The 19,557-nt window shown below is 72.0% G+C and carries 11 protein-coding genes and 2 pseudogenes; 4 read left to right on the top strand and 9 right to left on the bottom strand.

Features of this window, described 5'->3' with window-relative positions:
• Positions 1-21: 21 nt before the first annotated feature.
• From ACQEV2_RS01655 to ACQEV2_RS01635, 5 genes are all read right to left on the bottom strand, one after another.
• Positions 22-1,209: a polyprenyl synthetase family protein gene (locus ACQEV2_RS01655; protein ID WP_433035569.1), complete on the bottom strand. Its 1,188-nt coding sequence runs from the start codon at positions 1,207-1,209 to the stop codon at positions 22-24.
• Complete coding sequence (locus ACQEV2_RS01650) at positions 1,206-2,270, bottom strand: tetratricopeptide repeat protein (RefSeq protein ID WP_433054117.1); 1,065 nt, start codon at positions 2,268-2,270, stop codon at positions 1,206-1,208. Before ACQEV2_RS01650 ends, ACQEV2_RS01655 begins: the two co-directional genes overlap by 4 nt.
• Positions 2,271-2,455: 185 nt before the next feature.
• Positions 2,456-3,133: an AIM24 family protein gene (locus ACQEV2_RS01645; protein WP_433035566.1), complete on the bottom strand. Its 678-nt coding sequence runs from the start codon at positions 3,131-3,133 to the stop codon at positions 2,456-2,458.
• A gap of 175 nt (positions 3,134-3,308) precedes the next feature.
• Positions 3,309-4,679 carry a CAP domain-containing protein gene (locus ACQEV2_RS01640; protein WP_433035563.1) on the bottom strand — a complete coding sequence of 457 codons (1,371 nt, stop codon included), beginning with the start codon at positions 4,677-4,679 and terminating at the stop codon, positions 3,309-3,311.
• A gap of 89 nt (positions 4,680-4,768) precedes the next feature.
• On the bottom strand, positions 4,769-6,016 hold the full coding sequence (locus ACQEV2_RS01635) for a serine hydrolase domain-containing protein (RefSeq protein WP_433035560.1): 1,248 nt from the start codon (positions 6,014-6,016) through the stop codon (positions 4,769-4,771).
• Positions 6,017-6,210: 194 nt separating this feature from the next.
• Here ACQEV2_RS01635 and ACQEV2_RS01630 point away from each other — a divergent pair, with 194 nt between their 5' ends.
• The 4 genes from ACQEV2_RS01630 to ACQEV2_RS01615 are packed head-to-tail and all read left to right on the top strand — an operon-like array spanning position 6,211 to position 12,831.
• Complete coding sequence (locus ACQEV2_RS01630) at positions 6,211-7,389, top strand: ROK family protein (RefSeq protein ID WP_433035557.1); 1,179 nt, start codon at positions 6,211-6,213, stop codon at positions 7,387-7,389.
• Between the two features lie 32 nt (positions 7,390-7,421).
• Positions 7,422-9,230, top strand: coding sequence for an alpha-galactosidase D (locus ACQEV2_RS01625; protein WP_433035554.1), 1,809 nt, complete (start codon positions 7,422-7,424; stop codon positions 9,228-9,230).
• 47 nt (positions 9,231-9,277) lie between these two features.
• Positions 9,278-11,638: a glycosyl hydrolase family 95 catalytic domain-containing protein gene (locus ACQEV2_RS01620; protein WP_433054114.1), complete on the top strand. Its 2,361-nt coding sequence runs from the start codon at positions 9,278-9,280 to the stop codon at positions 11,636-11,638.
• Positions 11,635-12,831 (top strand): SGNH/GDSL hydrolase family protein, encoded by a 1,197-nt coding sequence (locus ACQEV2_RS01615; protein ID WP_433035551.1) that lies wholly within the window; start codon positions 11,635-11,637, stop codon positions 12,829-12,831. Before ACQEV2_RS01620 ends, ACQEV2_RS01615 begins: the two co-directional genes overlap by 4 nt.
• A 73-nt stretch (positions 12,832-12,904) precedes the next feature.
• Here the strand turns inward: ACQEV2_RS01615 and ACQEV2_RS01610 are convergent.
• The 4 genes and pseudogenes from ACQEV2_RS01610 to ACQEV2_RS01595 all read right to left on the bottom strand — a co-directional run bounded on the left by ACQEV2_RS01610 (position 12,905) and on the right by ACQEV2_RS01595 (position 19,431).
• Positions 12,905-15,846 (bottom strand): annotated as a pseudogene (locus ACQEV2_RS01610) (ATP-binding protein).
• A gap of 117 nt (positions 15,847-15,963) precedes the next feature.
• On the bottom strand, positions 15,964-16,317 hold the full coding sequence (locus ACQEV2_RS01605; protein ID WP_433035548.1) for a UBP-type zinc finger domain-containing protein: 354 nt from the start codon (positions 16,315-16,317) through the stop codon (positions 15,964-15,966).
• Positions 16,314-17,758, bottom strand: a pseudogene (locus ACQEV2_RS01600) (ATP-binding protein). Before ACQEV2_RS01600 ends, ACQEV2_RS01605 begins: the two are co-directional and overlap by 4 nt.
• A complete protein-coding gene (locus ACQEV2_RS01595; RefSeq protein WP_433035545.1) occupies positions 17,755-19,431 on the bottom strand; it encodes an FAD-dependent oxidoreductase in 1,677 nt (558 codons plus the stop codon). The pseudogene ACQEV2_RS01600 and the gene ACQEV2_RS01595 overlap by 4 nt, the downstream one beginning before the upstream one ends.
• Between the last annotated feature and the right edge of the window lie 126 nt (positions 19,432-19,557).

Genomic DNA, 19,557 nt, shown 5'->3' with positions numbered 1-19,557 from the left:
GTGGGGCGGTGATCCACGCTTTCACAGGTCGCGCCGCACGAGGAAGTCCAGCAGCGACCGCAGCTCCTCGACGGCCCCCGCCTCCAGCGGTACGCCGGCCAGAGCCGCCTCGGCGGCGGTCATCTGGCGCCGGGCCTCGGCCAGCGCGGCCCAGCGGCCCCCCGCCTCCTCGATCAGTGCGGCCACCTCAGCCGGTTCGGCGGCCGACTCCAGCAGCGCTGAGAGCCGACCGGCGGCGGGGGAGTCGAGCGCGGCCAGCACAGGGAACGTCTTCTTCCGCTCCCGCAGATCGCCGTACACCGGTTTGCCGGTCACCGCCGGGTCGCCCCAGATGCCCAGCAGATCGTCGACCACCTGGAAGGCGACGCCCAGATGCCGTCCCGCACGATCGAGGGCGGAGACCGTCGCGGGCGGCGCCCCGCCGAGCAAAGCGCCCAGCGCCGCCGCACACCCCAGCAGGGCGCCCGTCTTGTGCTCGGCCATCGTGCGGTACTGGTCCGGCCGCACCCGGCCCGGCCCCGTCCAGGGACGGGTGGCGAACAGCAGGTCGTCCGCCTGTCCGCGCACCAGGTCCTGCAACGCCACGGACAGCAGCCGCACCGCCTGCGGCCCCGCCGGCGCCACGGCGAGCGTCTCGACGGCCAGCGCGAACAGTGCGTCCCCCGCCAGTACGGCGGGTCCCGTGCCGTACGCCTTCCACACGGTGGGGCGGCGCCGTCGGGCCGTGTCGCCGTCCATGATGTCGTCGTGCAGCAGGGAGAAGGCGTGCACCAGCTCCACCGCGACCGCGCCGGGCACCGCGACCCGCCCGGGCGCACCGGCCGCCTCGGCGCCGAGCACGGCCAGCGCCTGCCGTACGCCCTTCCCGCCGGAGGCGTCGGCCGGTGCGCCGCCCACCTCGCACCAGCCGAAGGAGTACCCGGCCATCTCACCGACCCACGGATGCGTGCGCCCCACGGCCTCCCGCAGCGCGGGCCGCACCAAGGCGCGGCAGCGGTCGAGGACTTGGTGGGCGTCGGCGGGAGGGTGTGCCGGTGAGGGGGTTTGGCGGGCGTCGGCCGGAGGGTGCGCGGGTGAGGGGGTTTGGCGGGCGTCGGTGGGAGTCTGCGCGGGTGAAGGGGTTCGGCTGGCGTCGGCCGGAGCGTGTGCCGGCGAGGGGGCCCGACGGGCGTCGTGCGGAGTCCGAACCGCTGAAGAGAACGCCGTCACTGTACGACCACCGCCCCAGCGCCCTCCAGCGCATCGTCCGAGACGCCGAACTCCTCCTGCGCCCGCGCCACCATCTCCCGCGCGTGCCGCAGCCCGATCCGCTCCAACACCACGGCCAGCTCGGCCAGTTCGGCCGCGGTCTCGGCACGGTCGCGCCCCAGCCGGGCCCGCGACTTGACCAGCCCCAGCCGGGACAGCGCCTCCCCGCGCGGCTCGCTCATGGCGCGGAACTCCGTGAGCGCCTGCTCGTACAGCTCCCGGGCCTCGGCGTAACGCCCCGCGCGGTAGAGGACGTTGCCGCGCATCTTGTGGTTGTAGGCCAGCGCGCTGGAGAGCTTCATCGTCCGGCACGTGGTCTCGGCCTCGGACAGCAGGGCCAGTGCACGCTCGGTGTCGCCGTCGCGCACGGAGACGATGTCGGCGAGCCCGCGCAGCGCCCAGGCGTGCCCGCGCCGGTCCTCGGCCCGCGCGGCGATCTCGGCCGCCTCCTCGAACAGGGCGTACGCGGTGTCGTAGGACCCGGTGTTGCGGTGGATCTGGGCGATGCCCTCCAGCGCCCACACGGTGTGCCGCGCCTCGCCGCGCCGCCGGGCCTCGGCCAGCAGCTGCTCGTGCAGCCGGCGGACCGCTTCGTAGTCCCCCTGGATGCGGCCCGTCTCCGCCAGACCGGCCAGCGAGTAGCCGCGCACGACGATGTCGCCGCCGCGCTCGCCGAGGTCGGCCGCGAGCTGGAGCAGCCGACGGGCCAGGGCGAACGCACCGCGCTGCCGGGCCAGCGTGCCGCCGCTCCACAGCGCCCAGGCCATCGCCGCGGTGTCACCGGCCTCCCGGGCGGCGCGGTAGCTCGCCTTCCACGCCCGGTCCGCGTCCCCGACCTGCCCCAGCCGGCGGTGCGCCTCGGCGACCGCGAGCCCCGAGCGCGCCGCCTCGCCGTGCTCCCCGGCCCGCTCGGCCGCCCGCAACTGCTCCGTCCCGGCGGCGAGCACGTCAGTGAGCGACGAGTTGACGGACAGTGTGGTCAGGGCGCCCTGGTACTCGGGGGCGAATGCCTTGCCGTACATCGATCCCTCTCGGTTCATATACATGCGGTGTATGCACTATGTGTATACGTCATGTGTATACATCGCGTGTATAGAGCGTCGAAAAGCCGCCCTGGCCCAGGGGCCAGGGCGTCACCTGTTGCCGATCAAGACGCCGACACGACAGAGAGGGTTGCCCGTGAGGCGCAGATCACTTCCGGGGGCGGTCAGTGCTGCTGGGCCTTCTGCGGCGTCGCCTCACTCGGCCGTACGACGACATAACCCTGCCCCTGCAGCATCAGCTGGACCGCCTCCCCGGACCCACCGCGCAGCATCGAACCGAGGGACTGCGAGCGGTGCAGCGACGTCTGCAGTCCGGCGGTCCAGCCGACCACCGCGTCGGTGTCGACGTACACCGGGTACTGCGGCGAGACCGGGATGACCAGCGGGTTGCCCTCACACACCAGCCCCAGCCGGCCGTGCCCCGTGAAGACGCTGTTGAACAGGCCGCCGCCGGCGATGCCCGCGCCCTTCACCGTCGCTATCCGGTACGCCAACGAGGCGTCGAAGCACAGGACGTTGCGGCCGTTGACCGTGAACTCGTCGCCGGGGTCGACGTCGACGATGAAGCAGTTCTGCGCCTCGTGCGCGAACCAGGCCTCACCCTGCCCGCGCACCGCCATCAGCGGCAGCCCCTCACCGGTCATGGCCCGCTTGAGCATGCCGCCCACGCCCTGGCCCTTGCGCTCGAACTGGAGGTTGCCGCGGTAGGCGATCATCGCGCCCTGCCGGGCGTGCATCTCGCCGTTCACCGCGTACTTGATGCACTTGGCGTTCTCGATCGTCATGCCCGGCGCCGTGGCGGGCTGGACCATGTGCTCGCTGGAAAAGAGGTCACCCTTCATGCGGGCATCCTGTCCCGGACGGTCCCGTTCCGACCAGATCGCGGCGTGTCGTCTCCCGGATGAACCGGTTCCGGCCGGTCGTGGCGTGTCGCCGTCCTGTGCCCCTGCACGGCGGGCCCGAGCTCGACCTCGTCCCGAGCTGACCTCGTAGCGGGTGACCGTCCGCCCGCGCGCGTCAGGCGCCGAAGAGCTGTGTCCAATACGTGCCCGCCGGACCGCCACCCGCGAAGCCGATCCCGATGTGGGTGAAGTCGCGCTTGAGGATGTTGGCGCGGTGGCCCGGGCTGTTCATCCAGCCCTCCACGACCTCGGCGGGGGAGCGCTGGCCGCATGCGATGTTCTCGCCGATCGTGCGCATGCGGGAGCCGGCGGCCGCCCGGTCCCATGGTTGGCTTCCTTCGGGCGAGGTGTGGGAGTAGAAGGCGCGGGCTGCCATGTCGGCGCTGTAGGCCTGCGCGGCGGTGGTGAGCGCCGGATCGACGGCGAGGGGACGCAGTCCGGCCCTGGCGCGCTCGCGGTTGGTGAGGTCGACGACCTCGGCGGCGGTGCGGGACAGGCCGCCCGGTGTGAGTGGTCTGGCCCACAACGCCGTCCAGTAGGTGTCGCCCGAGCGGCCGCCCCTGACGTACGCCAAGGCGGCGTGGGTGAATGCCGGGTCGTGCAGGGTGCGGCGGGCCTGCTCGGTGCGCAGGCAGTACGCGACGAACTCGGCGGGTGCGCGCGGGCCGGAGACCAGGTGTTCGCCGACGGTGACATAGGTGTGCCCGGCGGCGGTGATGCGCTGGTACACCGAGACGCCGTCAGGGCCCTCGACGCCGAGTCGTCCTGCCGTGGCCATGGCGGAGGCGTGGGACCGGGCGGCGGAGGCGAGGCGGGCGTCGAGGGCGACGGCAGGCGAACCGGCTTCGGAGCGCGCCGAGTTGACCAGACCGAGGAAACCGTCGGGGTCGGCGTCGGGGGAGGGGGCCGACGGGGTGCGGACGGCGGACGGGGTGTGCAGCGTGGACCGTGCGGCGGACGCCGGGCGCGCGGTGGGCATCGGCTCCGGCGCCGGGGACGGCGTCGCGTCCTCGATGACGTCCACCCCGAAGTCGCGCGCGAGCCCCGCCAGCCCGTCCGCATACCCCTGCCCCAGTGCGCGCAGCTTCCATCCGTCGCCACGCCGGTAGATCTCCGCGAGCAGCAGCACCGTCTCCTGCCGCGGGCGCGGCGGGACGAACCGGGCGATGGCGCGGCCGCCCGACCCGCTGACATGGAGCGTGGGAGCGGGCAGCCGGCCCAGGGGAGTGCCGGGGTCGGCCGGGCTGACGACCACCGTGACCCGGGTGGCCCCGGGGCGCAGTCGCGGCGGGTCGACCGTCAGGGTGTCGTCGTGGAGCCGGGCGCCCGACGCGGACGGCTGGTTGTAGAACACGAAGTCGCCGTCGCCCCGGACCTTGCCGCTGTCGTCGGTGATGAGCGCGGACACGTCGAACGGGCCGGGCACCCGGACGGTCACACTGCCGCCGGGGAGGGGCAGATGGCCCCCGGGAACCAACTCGCTCATCGTGCCGTCCTGCTGGGTGCTGCGAGATCCGATGGGGATGTCCGGAAAACGTCCACCGGATCTCGCGGGTTCCCGCCCGGCGTGTGGGCTCAGTTCGCCTTGGGACTCACCGGGGTCTGCGGTGCGATGTCCTCATGGCGTTCGACGGTCCCGGACCCCTTCCGCGCCTTCGCCTTCTTGCCGCAGAACGCGGACTCCAGCGTGCCCCGCAGAGAGTTGAGGACCGTGCCGTTGTTGGAGGTGTTGGCGAGCGCGGCGAGGCTGCGCTCGCCGTCCTTGGACGCGAACGCGTAGGTGTAGTAGCCCTGGACGGCGCCCGTGTGGCCGTACACGGAGATCCCGCACGACAGGTCGCGGCGCCGCAGCCCGAGCCCGTACGCCTGCGAGCCGCCCGCCGGCACCCACCGTTGCATCTGGGCCAGCTGCGCCCGCGACGTCAGCCGGCCGGCGAGCAGAGCGGACAGGAAGGTGTTGAGGTCCCGTGTGCTGGAGATGAGGGCGCCCGCGCTCTGCGCCCAGGACACCGTCTGCTCGGTGGAGTCGACGAGCGCGGCGTCGGCCGTGTCCGGGGTGAGATAGCCGCGGGCATGCCGGCCGGGGATCTTCGTGCCGGGGTGCACATAGAAGGTGTCGCGCAGGTGCAGCGGGTCGATGATCCGGTTCGTGTACTCGGTCCGCACGGAGTGGCCGGTCAGCTTCTCGATGAGCATTCCGGCGACGACGAAGTTGGTGTTGGAGTAGGAGTACGCGCCGCCGGCCCTGGTGGTCCTTGGCTTGTCCAGGGAGCGGTTCACCAGCTGCCGGTAGGTGAAGACCTTGTTGCGGACCGCCTCGAAGCCGGGAACCGTCCGCGCGAACATCTCGTTGGTGTAGTCGTGCAGGCCGCTGCGGTGGCTCAGCACATGCCGCACCGTGATGCGGTCGTCGGGCAGCAGCCCCGGCAGATAGCGGTTGACCGGCGCGTCGAGCTCCAGCTTCCTCTCGTCGGCCAGTTGCAGCAGGACGACGGCCGAGAAGATCTTGGTGACGCTGCCGATCCGGAACCGGTCGGCGTTGCTGATGGTCCGTCCGGTCCTGCGGTCGGCTACACCGGTGGCCGCCCAGTGGACCGCGTCGCGGTCGTCGAGCCGCGCGATCGCGCCGGGGGCGCCCTGCCGCCGCGCCGTGCGCAGGACGTCCCACAGGCCCCTGACGTCGGGTTCGGGCAGCGCGCTCGTCGCGGCGTCGACCGCCGTGGTGCCGGGTACTGCCGGGGGTGCGGCGTGCGCGGGAACCGCCAGGAGTGACACGAGGGCCGCCGCCGTCGCCGTACCTCGGACCACCGTTGCTGAGACCATGCGGCTTCCTCTCGCTCGCGTCGATGTGCTGCTGATACGAGAACGATCACCTTCGCGCGGGGCAACTTTCGCGGACCCGTCACATCGCCACAGACGACGCACAGTTGGACAGTCGTGCGTCACCGGGCGCGAGTCATCGATCGAATCCTGCTTCTTTTATTGACGGCGGAAAATAAGGGCTCTAGGTTCCGGGCATGCCCTCGATCCGCCGCGCCGAGACGTTCCCGGCGAACACCCCGGCCGCCTCGCAGATCTTCACCACGGTCCTCTCCCACGGACCGCTGACCCGCCTGGAGGTGGCCCGGCGGGCGGGACTGTCACCGGCCGCCGTCACCAAGGCGGTCCGGCCCCTCATCGAGGCCGGCTACCTGGTGGAGGACGTGGACGAGCAGGCTCGCCCGGCGCTCGGCCGCCCCGCCAACCTGGTGCGGGTGGACGGGGGGCGGGCCCTGTTCATCGGCGTCAAGGTGACCGGCGACGAGATCATCGGCGTGCTCACCGACCTGTGCTGCCGGATCCGGGTCGCCCGTCACTCGGGGCTGGTGGACCGTGAGCCGAAGGGCGTGCTGGCCTCCGTCGCCGAGCTGGTGGGCGAACTGCTCGCGGCCGCGGGCGACTTGAACGTGCCGGTCCTGGGCCTCGGCATCGCCGTCTCCGGTGACGTCGACCGCGGTGCGGGAGTCGTCCGTTACTCGCCGTTCCTGGAGTGGCGGGACGTGCCCCTCGCCGAACTCGCCGCCACGACCACCGGGTTGCCCGTCACCGTCGACAACGACGTACGGGCCCTCACCGTCGCCGAGCAGTGGTTCGGCGCGGGCGTGGGGCTGTCCGACTTCGCCGTGGTGACGGTCGGCGCCGGCATCGGCTGCGGCCTCGTCGTGCACGGTCGGGTGGTCGCCGGTGCGCACGGCGTGGCGGGGGAGATCGGGCATGTGACCGTCGACCCGGCCGGACCGCCCTGCCACTGCGGCAACCGCGGCTGCGTGGAGGCGATCGCGGGGGACGCCGCGATCCTCCGGCGGATCCGTGAGACCACGGGCGTCGAGGTCGCCGACACGGCGGAAGCCGCGGCACTCGCCCACCGCGGCGTCGCCGGAGCACGCGAGGCCTACGCGCGCGCGGGCGAGGCGATCGGCCGCGGCATCGCCACCGTGGCCAACCTGCTCGGCCCCGAGCGCGTGATCATCTCCGGCGAGGGCCTCGCCGCCTACGACCTGTTCGCCGAACAGATCCGCGACGCCCTCGCCGCGGCCGCGTTCGGCTCCGCCGCCCAGTGCGACGTACTGACCCGCCCGCTGCCCTTCGAGGAGTGGGCGCGCGGGGCCGCGGCCACCGCGATCCAGTCCTTCATCAGAGCCGACGACCAGCGCTAGAGCCGCTGGACCGACCCCGGGAGGTACGACCCATGCGGTCATCCTCGTACTCCGTCATGCCCGCCCGCGCCCTGAGAGCCCTGGTCGTCCTGGCGCTCACCGCGGGTGCCACCAGCGCCGTCCCCGCCGCGCGAGCGGAGACCGCCGCGCCGGTGGAGAGCACGGCCCTCGCCGCCAAGCCCTACATGGGCTGGTCCAGCTGGAGCATGCAGTCGTCGAAGTATCCCGGCCTCAACCCGGACGGCGACTACAGCTACCTGACCGAGGCGAACGTCATCAAGCAGGCCGACGCCATGGCCGCCAAGCTGAAGAAGTACGGCTACGAGTACGTCAACATCGACGCCGGCTGGTGGCGCGACAACACCTGGAAGCCCCGCTTCGACCAGTACGGCCGCCAGCAGGCCGACCCCGTCCGCTTCCCCAGCGGCATGAAGGCCGTCGCCGACCACATCCACGCCAGGGGCCTCAAAGCGGGCATCTATCTGCCGGTCGGCCTGGAGAAGGAGGCGTACGGCGACGGCAAGGTTCCGATCCGGAACGCCGACGGCTGCACCACCGCCGACATCGTCCACGACGACCTGCGCACCACCAACGGCTGGGACAGCTCCTACAAGCTCGACTTCTCCGACCCCTGCGCGCAGAAGTACGTCGACTCCCAGGCACGGATGTTCGCCGACTGGGGCTACGACTTCCTCAAGCTCGACGGCGTCGGCCCCGGCTCCGGCAAGAGCGGCGACCAGTACGACAACGTTGCCGACGTGGCCGCCTGGCAGAAGGCCATCGCCGCCACCGGCCGCCCCATCCACCTGGAGCTGTCCTGGTCGCTCGACATAGGCCGCGTCGCCGACTGGAAGAAGCACTCCCAGGGCTGGCGCATCGACATCGACGTCGAGTGCTACTGCAACACCCTCGTCAGCTGGGAGAACTCCGTCGACGACCGCTGGGACGACGCCCCCGGCTGGACCCGGCACGCCGGCCCCGGCGGCTGGAACGACCTCGACTCCCTCGACGTCGGCAACGGCGCCATGGACGGCCTCACCAAGGCCGAACGGCAGAGCTACGCCACCCTGTGGGCCATCGCCAAGTCCCCGCTCTACACCGGCGACGACCTCACCCGCCTCGACACCTACGGCCTGTCCCTGCTCACCAACCGCGAGGTCATCGCCGTCAACCAGGGCGCCACGCCACCCGCACGCCCGGTCACCCCCTCCGACCCGCAGCAGGTCTGGGCCGCGAGGAACCCCGACGGCACTTACACCGTCGCCCTGTTCAACCTCGCCGACGCCCCCGCAGCCGTCACCGCCCACTGGGCCTCCCTCGGCTTCACCGGCAAGGCCACCGTCCGCGACCTGTGGAACCACGAGAACCTCGGCACCTACCAGAACAAGATCACCCAGGCCCTGCCCGCCCACGGCTCGCGCCTGTTCACCGTCACCCCGCGCGGCAGCGCCCTCACCACGACCGCCTACGAGGCCGAGTCCCCCGCGAACACCCTCGGCGGCAACGCCTCCGTCGCCGACTGCCCGGCCTGCTCCGACGGCCGCAAGGTCGGCAACCTCTACCTCGGCGGCACCCTCCGCTTCAACGACATCGTCGTCGACAAGGCCGGCACGTATCTGATCAAGGTGGCCTACGTCAGCGGCGACCCGCGGTCGGCCGACGTCTCCGCCAACGGCGGCGGCGCCACCCGCCACAAGTTCCCCTCCACCGGCGACTGGGGAACCGCCGAGACGGTCAACGTGCCCGTGACCCTCAAGGCGGGCGCCAACACGATCACCTTCGACAGCGGCACCGGCTACGCGCCGGACATCGACCGGATCGACGTACCGAAGTCGTCCTGAACGACCCGCAGGAGCCCGAAGACCGACTGCCAGGAGCCGCCATGGACATGGACACCTCCCCGTCCGACCGCCTGCCCAGACGCAACCTGCTCGCCCTCGCCGCGGCGACCGGGGCCCTCACCACCCTGCCCGCCTTCACCGCGTCGGCCGCACCACAACGCCCCATGGACTCGCCCTTGAGCACGGGCAGTTCACGCCACCAGCTGTGGTGGCAGGCCCCCGCCGACGAACACTCCATGATCGAACAGGGCCTGCCCGTCGGCAACGGCCGGCTCGGCGCCCTCACCGGCAACGACCCCGGCCGCGAACTCCTCCTGATCACCGACGCCACGATGTGGACCGGCGGCCTCAACGACACCCTCGACGCCGACGGTCAATTCCACTACGGCCGCGAGAACTTCGGCTCCTTCACCCTGCTCGCCCGCCTCACCGTCGACCTCCCCGACCACGACCTGTCGACCGTCAACGGCTACCGCCGCAGCCTCGACCTCGCGCAGGGGCTGGTGACCACGTCGTACACCCGCTCCGGAGTGACGTACCGAAGACGGATCTTCGCCAGCCGGCCCGACGATGTGATCGTCCTGCACTTCACCCAGAGCGGAGGCGGCCGCTACACGGGCACGGTTGTGCTGGAGGGGACGCACGGTGAGGAGGCCGCGGTGTCGTTCGGCGCCGCCTTCCCGAACGGTCTGCGCTACGGGGCCGCCGTCACGGCGTACGGCAGCGGAGGCCGGGTCACCGTCAGCGGCTCGCGCATCGACTTCACCGGGTGCCGGGAGCTGACCGTCGTGGTGAGCGGCGGCACCAACTACGCGCCCGACGCGGCCAAGGGCTACCGCGACCCGTCCCTCGACCCGCGGGGTCTCGCCCGCACCAAGGTCCGTGCCGCCGCCGCCCACTCGGCCGACACCCTGCTGCACACCCATGTCGCCGACTACCAGACCCTGTTCGGGCGGATGGACCTCTCGCTCGGCACGTCGACCGCCGCACAGCGCTCGCTGGACACCTGGGAACGGCTCAGGGCGCGTGCCCGGGACGGCGAGCCCGACCCCGAACTCGAGGCCGTATACGTGCAGTTCGGCCGCTACCTGATGATCTGCGGCTCGCGGAGCAGCCTGCCTCTCGCTCTTCAAGGACTGTGGCTCGACGGCAACGACCCGGACTGGATGGGCGACTACCACACCGACATCAACATCCAGATGAACTACTGGATGGCCGACCGGACGGGCCTGTCGCCCTGCTTCGACGCCCTCACCGACTACTGCCTCGCCCAGCTCCCGTCCTGGACCGACCTCACCCGCCGCCTGTTCAACGACCCGCGCAACCGCTACCGCAACTCCACCGGCAAGAACGCCGGCTGGACCGTCGCCATCTCCACCAACCCCCACGGCGGGGGCGGCTGGTGGTGGCATCCGGCGGGCAACGCCTGGCTGTGCACCACCCTGTGGGAGCACTACGAGTACACCGGGTCCCGGGAACACCTGCGGAAGATCTACCCGCTCCTCAAGGGGGCGTGCGAGTTCTGGGAGGCCAGGCTGCTCACCACCACGCTCCCCGATACCTCGCGGGAGGTCCTCGTCGCCGACAGCGACTGGTCACCGGAGCACGGCCCGCTCGACGCCAAGGGCATCACCTACGCTCAGGAACTGGTGTGGGCGCTCTTCGGGAACTACTGCACCGCGGCGGCCGACTTGCGCACGGACGCCGACTACGCCGATACGATCGCCGCACTGCGCAGAAAGCTGTACCTGCCACAAGTCAGCCCGACCACCGGCTGGCTGGAGGAGTGGATGTCCCCCGACAACCTCGGCGAGACCACGCACCGGCACCTGTCCCCGCTCGTCGGCCTGTTCCCCGGCGACCGCATTCGCCCCGACGGCTCCCCCGCCGACCTCGTCGCCGGCGCCACCGCCCTGCTCACCGCACGCGGCATGGAGAGCTTCGGCTGGGCGAATGCCTGGCGCAGCCTGTGCTGGGCCCGCCTGAAGCACGCGGACAACGCCTACCAGCTCATCGTCAACAACCTCCGCCCGTCGACCGGCGGCAGCAACGGCACCGCACCTAACCTCTTCGACATCTACGAAGTGGAACGCGGCCGGGGCATCTTCCAGATCGACGCCAACTTCGGCACACCGGCCGCGATGGTGGAGATGCTGCTGTACTCCCGGCCCGGACACATCGAACTCCTCCCGGCGCTCCCCGACGCCTGGGCCCACTCGGGCTTCGTCAGGGGCGTGGCCGCGCGCGGCGGCTTCGAGGTCGACCTGCTCTGGCGCGACGGGACACCGACCGAGGCCCGGATCCGCAGCGTCGGCGGCCGCACCACGACGGTCGCGTACGGCGGTGTGTCCCGCAGCGTCACTCTGCGGCCCGGCGCGTCCGTCACGCTGAAGGACTTCGCCCGGTGAGGGCCCGGCTCCCGCTCGCCGCCCTCCTGTCGACGGTCGTCGCCTGCCAGTCCGCGCCCGCGCCCGCCGGGGCGACCGGCGACCCGAGCGGCGTGGTCACGTGGGCGGCGAGCGCCGACCGCATGGCCGACGGCGTCGCCGGGCGCAGCTACCGGCTGGTCGTGCACACGAGCGTGGGCGGAACCGGCCTGCGGATCCGGCTCTCCAACGCCTTCGGCGACCGGCCGCTGACCCTCGACAGCGTCTACGCGGGCCTTCAGAAGCAGGGCGCCGAACTGCGGCCGGGCAGCAACCGGCGCCTGACCTTCGGCGGTGAGCGCACGGTCACCGTGCCGACGGGCAGCACCGTGTGGAGCGACCCGCTGCCCGGCAGGCTGCCCGCCGCGACGAACCTCGTCGTCAGCCTGCACAGCCCGGACGCGGGCGGACCGGCGAGCGGCCACTGGATGGCCCTGCAGACCTCGTACGCGACCCAGGGCGACCACACCGCCGAGGAGAGCGGCGCCGCCTGGACCATCCCGACCGGCTCCTGGTTCTACCTCGACGCCGTCTCCGTACACGCCCCCGAAGGCACCGGAGCCGTGGCCGCCCTCGGCGACTCCATCACCGACGGCTGGCAGTCCAGCACCGGCCTCAACCGCCGCTGGCCCGACTACCTCGCCCGCCGCCTGCAACGGGCGGACACGGCCGTGAAGGGCGTGGCCAACGAAGGGATCTCCGGGAACAAGGTCCTCGCGGACGGCCCGGGCCAGAGCGCGCTGAACCGGCTGGAGCGGGACGTACTGTCCCAGCCGGGCGTGCGGACCGTGTTCCTCTTCCAGGGCGTGAACGACATCAAGGCCCATACGGGCGTCACCGCCGACGACCTGATCGAGGGCTACCGCGAGATCGTCGACCGGGCGCACGCGGCCGGCAAGTGTGTCGTCGGCGCGACCGTCGGCCCCTTCAAGGGCTGGCACGAATGGGACCCGGCCGCCGAGGCCGTACGGCAGGAGGTCAACGCGTTCATCCGCAGCAGCGGCGAGTTCGACGCGGTGACCGACTTCGACCGCATCCTCCGCAGCCCCTACGACCCCGAGCGGATGCTTCCCGCCCTCGACGGCGGCGACCACATCCATCCCAACGACAAGGGCATGCAGGCCATGGCCGACGCCGTCGACCTGACCGCCCTCGACTGCGACACCAGCGGGTGACGAGGCGCGGTGACGAGGAGGAGACCGTGCCGTGCTGCGCGCCGGCGGTGTGGCGCAGGACGCGGGCGTGGCGTCAGCCCACCGTCTCCTCGCGCGTGATCAACCCCTCCCGGTAGGCGATCGCCACCGCCTCCGTGCGGCTCGCGGCGCCCAGCTTGGCGAGGATGTTGGAGACGTGGACGCTCGCCGTCTTGCCGGTGATGTACAGCTCCTCGCCGATCTGTCGGTTGCTGCGGCCGAGAGCGAGGAGGCGCAGGACGTCCTGCTCGCGGGCGGTGAGCGGGGAGGAGCGGTCGGCGACGGTGTCCGCGAGGCGGCCGCGGCGGACCAGGGCGTCCAGCCGCTCCAGCAGGAGCGTCGCGCCGAGCCGGGCCGCCGTCTCCCGGGCGGCCCGGGCCTCGCCGGCCGCCCCCTCACGGTCGCCCTCCGCCAACAGGGCCTCGGCGTGGCGCAGCCGGCACCGCGCCCGCTCGTACTCGTCGCCGTAGTCGAACGCGGCCACCGCCTTCGCCCACGCCCGCACGTCCGGCCCGGAGACCGCCCGCACCCACTCCGCCTCCGCGCGGGCCAGCCACGCCATGCCCTCCGGGCCCTGCGGCGAGCCGCCCGTGCCCCGTGCGGCCGTCGTCCGCGCCGACTCGACCAGCTCGGTCGCCGTGTCCGCCCAGCGGCGCGCCCCCGCCTCGTCGCCCGTCAGGCGCAGCTCGGCGGCCCGGTCGGCGACCGCGGACAGCGCGAGGGCGGCGAGCCGGACCGTGGCATCCGGCGGCGTCCCCGCGTCGTCGGTGAGGGCCGTGACCGTGGACCGCATCCGCTCCACGGCCGCCTCCGCATCACCGCGCAGTGCGGCGGCGTCCGTGAGCGCGATCCCCGCGATGAGCGTGCCCATCCAGTCGAAGGGGCCCTCCAGCAGAGCGCGGGCCTGCTCGGCGGCCGCGAAGTCGCCGCGCGCGAGAGCGACGTACAGCGCCGGACCGGCCGTGTAACCGCCGGCCGCCGGGAGCACCTCGGCATCGCTCGACGCCACGCTCAGGCACTCGTCCCAGCGGCCCAGCGTGTACAGCACCAGCAGCTGCAGATACCGCATCTCCAGCGGATACACGGAGGACAGCAGTCCGGCACGCCGGGCCCGGTCCAGCCCCTCCCGCAGCCAGGGCAGACACGCCTGAAGGTCACCGGACTCGAAGAAGCCGACGGCGAGGTTGAACAGGGCGCGCATCTCCACCGGCGCGTTGCCGGAACGCCGCGCCAGCTCCCGCGCCTCACGGAGCCGTTCCCGGCCCTCCGGCGAGCGGCGGCCGCCGCCCTCGAGAGCGGCCAGCGAGATGAGCAGATCCGCCCGCGCATCCGTCACCTGGAGCTCCTCGGCGGTGCGCAGGGCCGCGCGGGCGACCCGGAGCGCGGTCTCCGTCTCCCCGACCTGACGTGCCGCCAGGACATGCGTGGCCGCCGCCCACACCCAGGTACGTGACGGAGGCTCGGCCGGGATCAGCGCGAGCGCCTCGCTGCTGTAGGCGTACGCCGCCGTCAGGCTGTCGACGCCGATCAGATTGTCGGCGAGCGTGTAGCGGACCCGGGCGGCGAGCTCGCTGTCCGTCTCCTGGCCGACGCCCGCGAGCGCGGAGCGGGTGAGGGAGACCGCGCGGTGCGACTCCCCGGCATGAGCGGCCGCCGCCGACGCGCGCAGCGTGAGCGTCACCCGGTCGTTCCCGTCTCCCGAGGGCCGCGCCGACGGCTCCACCGACGACCACAGGTCCAGGGCCGCCTCCAGATGCCGTAGCTCCTCGGCGGGCGCCCCGACCCCGTGCGCCTGGTCGGCGGCCTCCAGCGACGCCGCCAGCGCCTCGGCCAGGTCGTGGCTCTCGCGGTAGTGGTGGGCGCGCTCGGCTGCCGTCTCGGCCGGACGGCCGCGCCCGGCGAGCAGCCGGGCGAACGTGCCGTGCAGCCGCGCCCGTTCACCGGGGAGCAGATCGGCGTACACCGCCTCGCGCGCGAGCGCGTGCCGGAAGGCATACGTGTCGCCGTCGCCCGGCACGAGCAACTGCCGTCCGACGGCCTCACGCAGCGCCGACTCCAGCTCGTCCTCCGGGATGCCCACGGCACCCCGCAGCAGCTCGTGCTCGACGCGCCGCCCCGCGACGGCGGCCGTGCGCAGCACCTGCTGAGCGGTGTCGGACAGCTGCTCGAACCGGATCAGAAGAACGTCGGCCAGCCCGCTGGGCACGCCGCCGGCTTCCGTGTCCGTGGCGGCCACCAACTCCTCGGCGTAGAAGGCGTTGCCCTCGGCACGCTCGACGATGCGCCGGACCGTGCTCTCCGCCAACGGCCGCTCCTGCACGGCCCGCACCAGCCGGGCCACCTCGGCATCGGCCATGGGCCGCAACTCGAGCCGCTCGACGGCGGGCAGCCGCACCAACTCGGCGAGCAACGGCCGCAATGGATGACGCCGGTGCAGATCATCCGCCCGGTACGACGCGAACACCGCCAGCCGATGCCGGGGCGCCCCACCCGCGGGCCGCTGCAGGATCCCGCGGCTGAGCAGGAACCGCAGCAGATCCCGGGACGACTGGTCGGCCCAGTGGAGGTCTTCGAGGACGAGCAGCAGCGGTGCGATGTCCGCGAGATCGGCCAGCAGCCCCGCGATGCCCTCGAACAACCGCAGCCGGTCACTCACGGCGTCGGTCGGTCCCCCAGCAGCCGGTCGACCACCGGATACGCGGCGAGGACGCCCGCGAACCGCTCATCACCGGCCAGCTCCCCCAGCACCTCGGTGAACGGCAGGTACGGCAGCCCGACATCACCGAGATCGACACAGTGCCCGGTAAGCACGGTCATCCCGTCCCGAGCAGCACGCCCCACCGCCTCGTCGAGCAGCCGGGTCTTGCCGACCCCGGCGTCCCCGGCGATCAAGACGGCCCGAGCGTCGCCGCCCTGGACACGCTTCAGCACCCCGGAGAGCCGGGTGAGCTCGTCTTCTCGCCCGATGAGCGGTGTACTGAAGGAGGTCTGGGACACAGCTACATCCTGTCACTCACCACTGACAGCGCCTGTGCCGACCTTTTTGGAGCGCGGGGAACCGCGCGACCAGCCCCCACCAGCCGCAGCCGCGATCGAACACAAGGTCCCGAGCCCTTAGGCACGCAACGTCTTCGCCCAATCCGCAGGCACCCGCCCCTCCGGCCCAGGCGACGGCTGATCCACCGGATGACTCACCGGAGGCGCCAGTTCGGGCCCCGATTCGTACAACTCGTCCGTGTCGTAGTTCCAGAACCACTCCTCACCCGGCTCGAAACTCTGCACGAACGGATGCCCCGTCTCCCGGAAATGCGCCGTCGCATGCTTCGCGGGCGAACTGTCACAACACCCCACATGCCCACACTGAGCACACCGCCGCAGATGGAACCACCACCCACCCGCCGCATCGCACTCGACACACCCGCTCCCACTCGGCGGAGCACTCGGATCGATCCCGTTGTCGATGGTCATGCAGATTCCTCCTCGACGGATGTGAGCGGCAGCAGCACCTGGAACCGCGTGTCACCCGGCTCCGACTGCACCTCGATGCTTCCGTGATGCTTGTTGACCACGATCCGCCAGGAGATGTCGAGCCCGAGCCCGGTTCCCTCACCCACGGGCTTGGTCGTGAAGAAGGGATCGAAGATCCGTCCCCGGTTCTCCGCCGGGATTCCGACCCCCGTGTCCCGGAACTCCACCAGCAGCCGGTCGTGATCCGGCGCCGTCCGCACGGTCAACGTCCCTTCGCCGCCCGCGCTGTTGATCGCCGAGACGGCGTTGTCGATCAGGTTGGTCCACACCTGGTTGAGCTCCGCCGGGTACGCCGGGATCTTCGGCAGCGAACGGTCGTACTCCTTGACCACCTTGATCTGCGGGCCGATCTTGCCCGACAGCATCAGCAGGGTGCTGTCGAGCAGTTCGTGCACATCGGCGTTCTGGAAGGGCGCGCGGTCGAGCTGGGAGTACTGCTTGGCGGCGTCGACGAGATGCGAGATGCGCGTGGTCGAGTCGTTGATCTCGTCCATCAACAGCTCGGTCTCGACGGTGTAGTTGAGCCATCCGATCGCACTCGGCAGGATCTCGTCGTCCACCGCCGCAGCGACCTGGTCCAGCCAGTCCTCGTCGAGACCGGCCTGGACGAAGGTGGGCGCGATCCGCCAGCCGTCGGGGATGCCGTGGTCGTCGAGCCAGTCGGTGAGTGTGTCCTCCCGGTCGGAGGCCTCCAGTGGGCTCAGCGTGGGGGCTTTGGCGACTCGCTCGGCGGTGCGTTCCTGGAGGTCGATGAGGTTCGCCATGACCTCGGGGAGTACGAACCCTGCGCGATGACGGCCAGCTTGTGCCGCATCTTGCCCACCCGCTCCCGCAGCGTCGCGGTCGCCCGTACGGCCGCCGCCGCGGGGTTGTTGAGCTCGTGCGTGAGACCGGCGGACAGCGAGCCCAGCGCCAGCAGCCGTTCGCGCTGCCCGATGGCCCGCTGGGTGTTCTTGGAACCGAAGAAGAGCCCCTCCAGCAGATGGACCGCCATCGGGAACCACTCCTGCATGATCTCCGCGAACGTGTCGGCGGGCAGCACGAAGAACCTGGTCGGCTCGGTGACGCGCATGGAGTTGTTGTAGACCTGCCGCACCCGGTCACCCAGGTACGCCTGCATGGACCCCGCGTACACCCCGCGCTGGGAGGTCCGCGTCACCTCCACGTCATCGCCCCCGACGCGGCGGTAAAGGACGACCGTGCCCTCGACCATCACATAGAAGCAGGTGGCGGGGTCGCCCTCGGTGTAGACGGGACCGGGCTCGAACCGCTCCACCCGTCCGGCGCTGCACAGCCTGCCGAGCTGCTCGGGGGTGAGCTTCTCGAACAGGAACAGCGACCCGATCTCCTCGGGGTTGCACGGCATCAACTGCCCGCTCATGACTGCTCCAGATACCGGTGGACGAGCATCACGGCCATGGCTCCCTCTCCGACGGCGGACGCGACCCGCTTCGCGGACTCGGCGCGCGCGTCGCCCGCGACGAACACGCCGGGAACATTGGTCTCCAGGTGGTACGGCGGCCGGTCCAGCTCCCAGCCCGCCGGTGGTCGCCCGTCGGCGGTCAGGTCGGGCCCGGCCAGGATGAACCCGCGTTCGTCGCGCAGCACCGTGTCGTCCAGCCAGTCGGTCAGCGGGGCCGCGCCGATGAACACGAACATCCACTGGGCGTCGACGAGTTCGGTCTTCCCGCTCTCCACGTCCCGCAGGGTCAGCTGCTCCAGGTGGTCGGAGCCGTGCGCGGCCTCGACGACCGTGCCCGTGCGCACCGAGATGTTCGGCGCCTCGTCGATCTGCTGGATCAGGTAGTGCGACATGGAAGCCGACAGCGACGAACCACGCACCAGCAGCGTCACCGACTTGGCGCCCCGCGCCAGATACATCGCCGCCTGCCCGGCCGAGTTGGCGCCGCCGACGATGTACACGTCCTGGCCCTGGCAGGCGGGCGCCTCCGTCAGCGCCGACCCGTAGAACACTCCGCATCCGGTCAGGTCCTTGCAACCGGGCGCCGCCAGCTGCCGGTACGACACGCCGGTCGCCAGGATCACGCTGTGCGCGGCGAGCGCCGAGCCGTCCGAGAACCGTACGACCCGGGCGGCCCCGCAGACCTCCAGCCCCGTCACCTCGCGCGTGGTGAGGATCTCGGCGCCGAACTTCGCCGCCTGCCGCCGGGCCCGGTCGGTGAGCTGGGCCCCGGACACACCGTCCGGGAAGCCGAGGTAGTTCTCGATCCGGGAGCTCTGCCCGGCCTGCCCGCCGGTCGCCGACCGCTCCACCAGCACGGTCCGCAGTCCCTCCGAGGCCCCGTACACGGCCGCGCCGAGCCCGGCGGGTCCGCCGCCGATGACGACGAGGTCGTAGAAGTCGGCCGTCGGCGTCGTGGCCAGCCCTACCTGCGCGGCCAGCTCGGGTGCATCGGGCGCCACCAGGGGCGTCCCCTCCGGCGTGATCACCAGCGGCAGCCGCTGCCCGTCCTGCCCGGCGGCGGCCAGCAGCCGCTGCCCCTCGGGCTCGTCGGCCGAGTACCAGCGGTACGGCACCTGGTTGCGGGCCAGAAACTCCCGCACCTCCGAGGAGCGCGCCGACCAGCGGTGGCCGACCACCTTGGTGCTGGGCACCGGCCGGTAGTCGCTGCGCCGCCACGCCTCCAGCAGGTCGTCCAGGACCGGATAGAGCTTCTCCTCCGGGGGATCCCACGGCTTGAGGAGGTAGTGGTCCAGGTCGACGACGTTGATCGCGTCGATCGCGGCGTTCGTGTCCGCGTACGCGGTCAGCAGCACGCGGCGGGCGCCGGGATACACGTCCAGGGCCTGTTCGAGGAACTCGATGCCGTTCATCTGCGGCATGCGGTAATCGGCCAGGATCACGGCGACGAGATCGCCGCGCAGCTTCAGCTCGCGCAGCGCCTCCAGCGCGGACTCGCCGGACTCCGCGCGCACGATCCGGTGCGACTCGCCGTAGCGCCGCCGCAGATCGCGGGCGACCGCCCGGGAGACCCCCGGGTCGTCGTCCACGGTCAGGATGACGGTCCGCGCTGCGTCGGCGGCCTGTGCCATACGTCTCCCACCCCGGGATCGGAACCAGGGCACGGCGTCCTCACGACCGCCGCGCCGACTCCGGCCCATCGTATGTTCGATCCGCCCGCTTCGCTCAGGTATGCAGGAGGCGGCGGTTTTCAGCCG

Origin of the sequence: Streptomyces sp. CA-251387 (assembly GCF_050936625.1) — a bacterium.
Classification (GTDB): Bacteria; Actinomycetota; Actinomycetes; order Streptomycetales; family Streptomycetaceae; genus Streptomyces.
The sequence above is the reverse complement of the archived record's forward strand: the minus strand, read 5'-3'. Positions and strand labels throughout refer to the sequence as shown.

Bases quoted from the DNA above. Each gene is read 5' to 3' on its own strand.
- ACQEV2_RS01650 (WP_433054117.1), bottom strand. From the start codon at position 2,270: ATGTACGGCAAGGCATTCGCCCCCGAGTACCAGGGCGCCCTGACCACA.
- ACQEV2_RS01630 (WP_433035557.1), top strand. From the start codon at position 6,211: ATGCCCTCGATCCGCCGCGCCGAGACGTTCCCGGCGAACACCCCGGCC.
- ACQEV2_RS01605 (WP_433035548.1), bottom strand. From the start codon at position 16,317: ATGACCATCGACAACGGGATCGATCCGAGTGCTCCGCCGAGTGGGAGC.
- ACQEV2_RS01640 (WP_433035563.1), bottom strand. From the start codon at position 4,679: ATGAGCGAGTTGGTTCCCGGGGGCCATCTGCCCCTCCCCGGCGGCAGT.
- ACQEV2_RS01645 (WP_433035566.1), bottom strand. From the start codon at position 3,133: ATGAAGGGTGACCTCTTTTCCAGCGAGCACATGGTCCAGCCCGCCACG.
- ACQEV2_RS01625 (WP_433035554.1), top strand. From the start codon at position 7,422: ATGCGGTCATCCTCGTACTCCGTCATGCCCGCCCGCGCCCTGAGAGCC.
- ACQEV2_RS01635 (WP_433035560.1), bottom strand. From the start codon at position 6,016: ATGGTCTCAGCAACGGTGGTCCGAGGTACGGCGACGGCGGCGGCCCTC.
- ACQEV2_RS01595 (WP_433035545.1), bottom strand. From the start codon at position 19,431: ATGGCACAGGCCGCCGACGCAGCGCGGACCGTCATCCTGACCGTGGAC.
- ACQEV2_RS01620 (WP_433054114.1), top strand. From the start codon at position 9,278: ATGGACACCTCCCCGTCCGACCGCCTGCCCAGACGCAACCTGCTCGCC.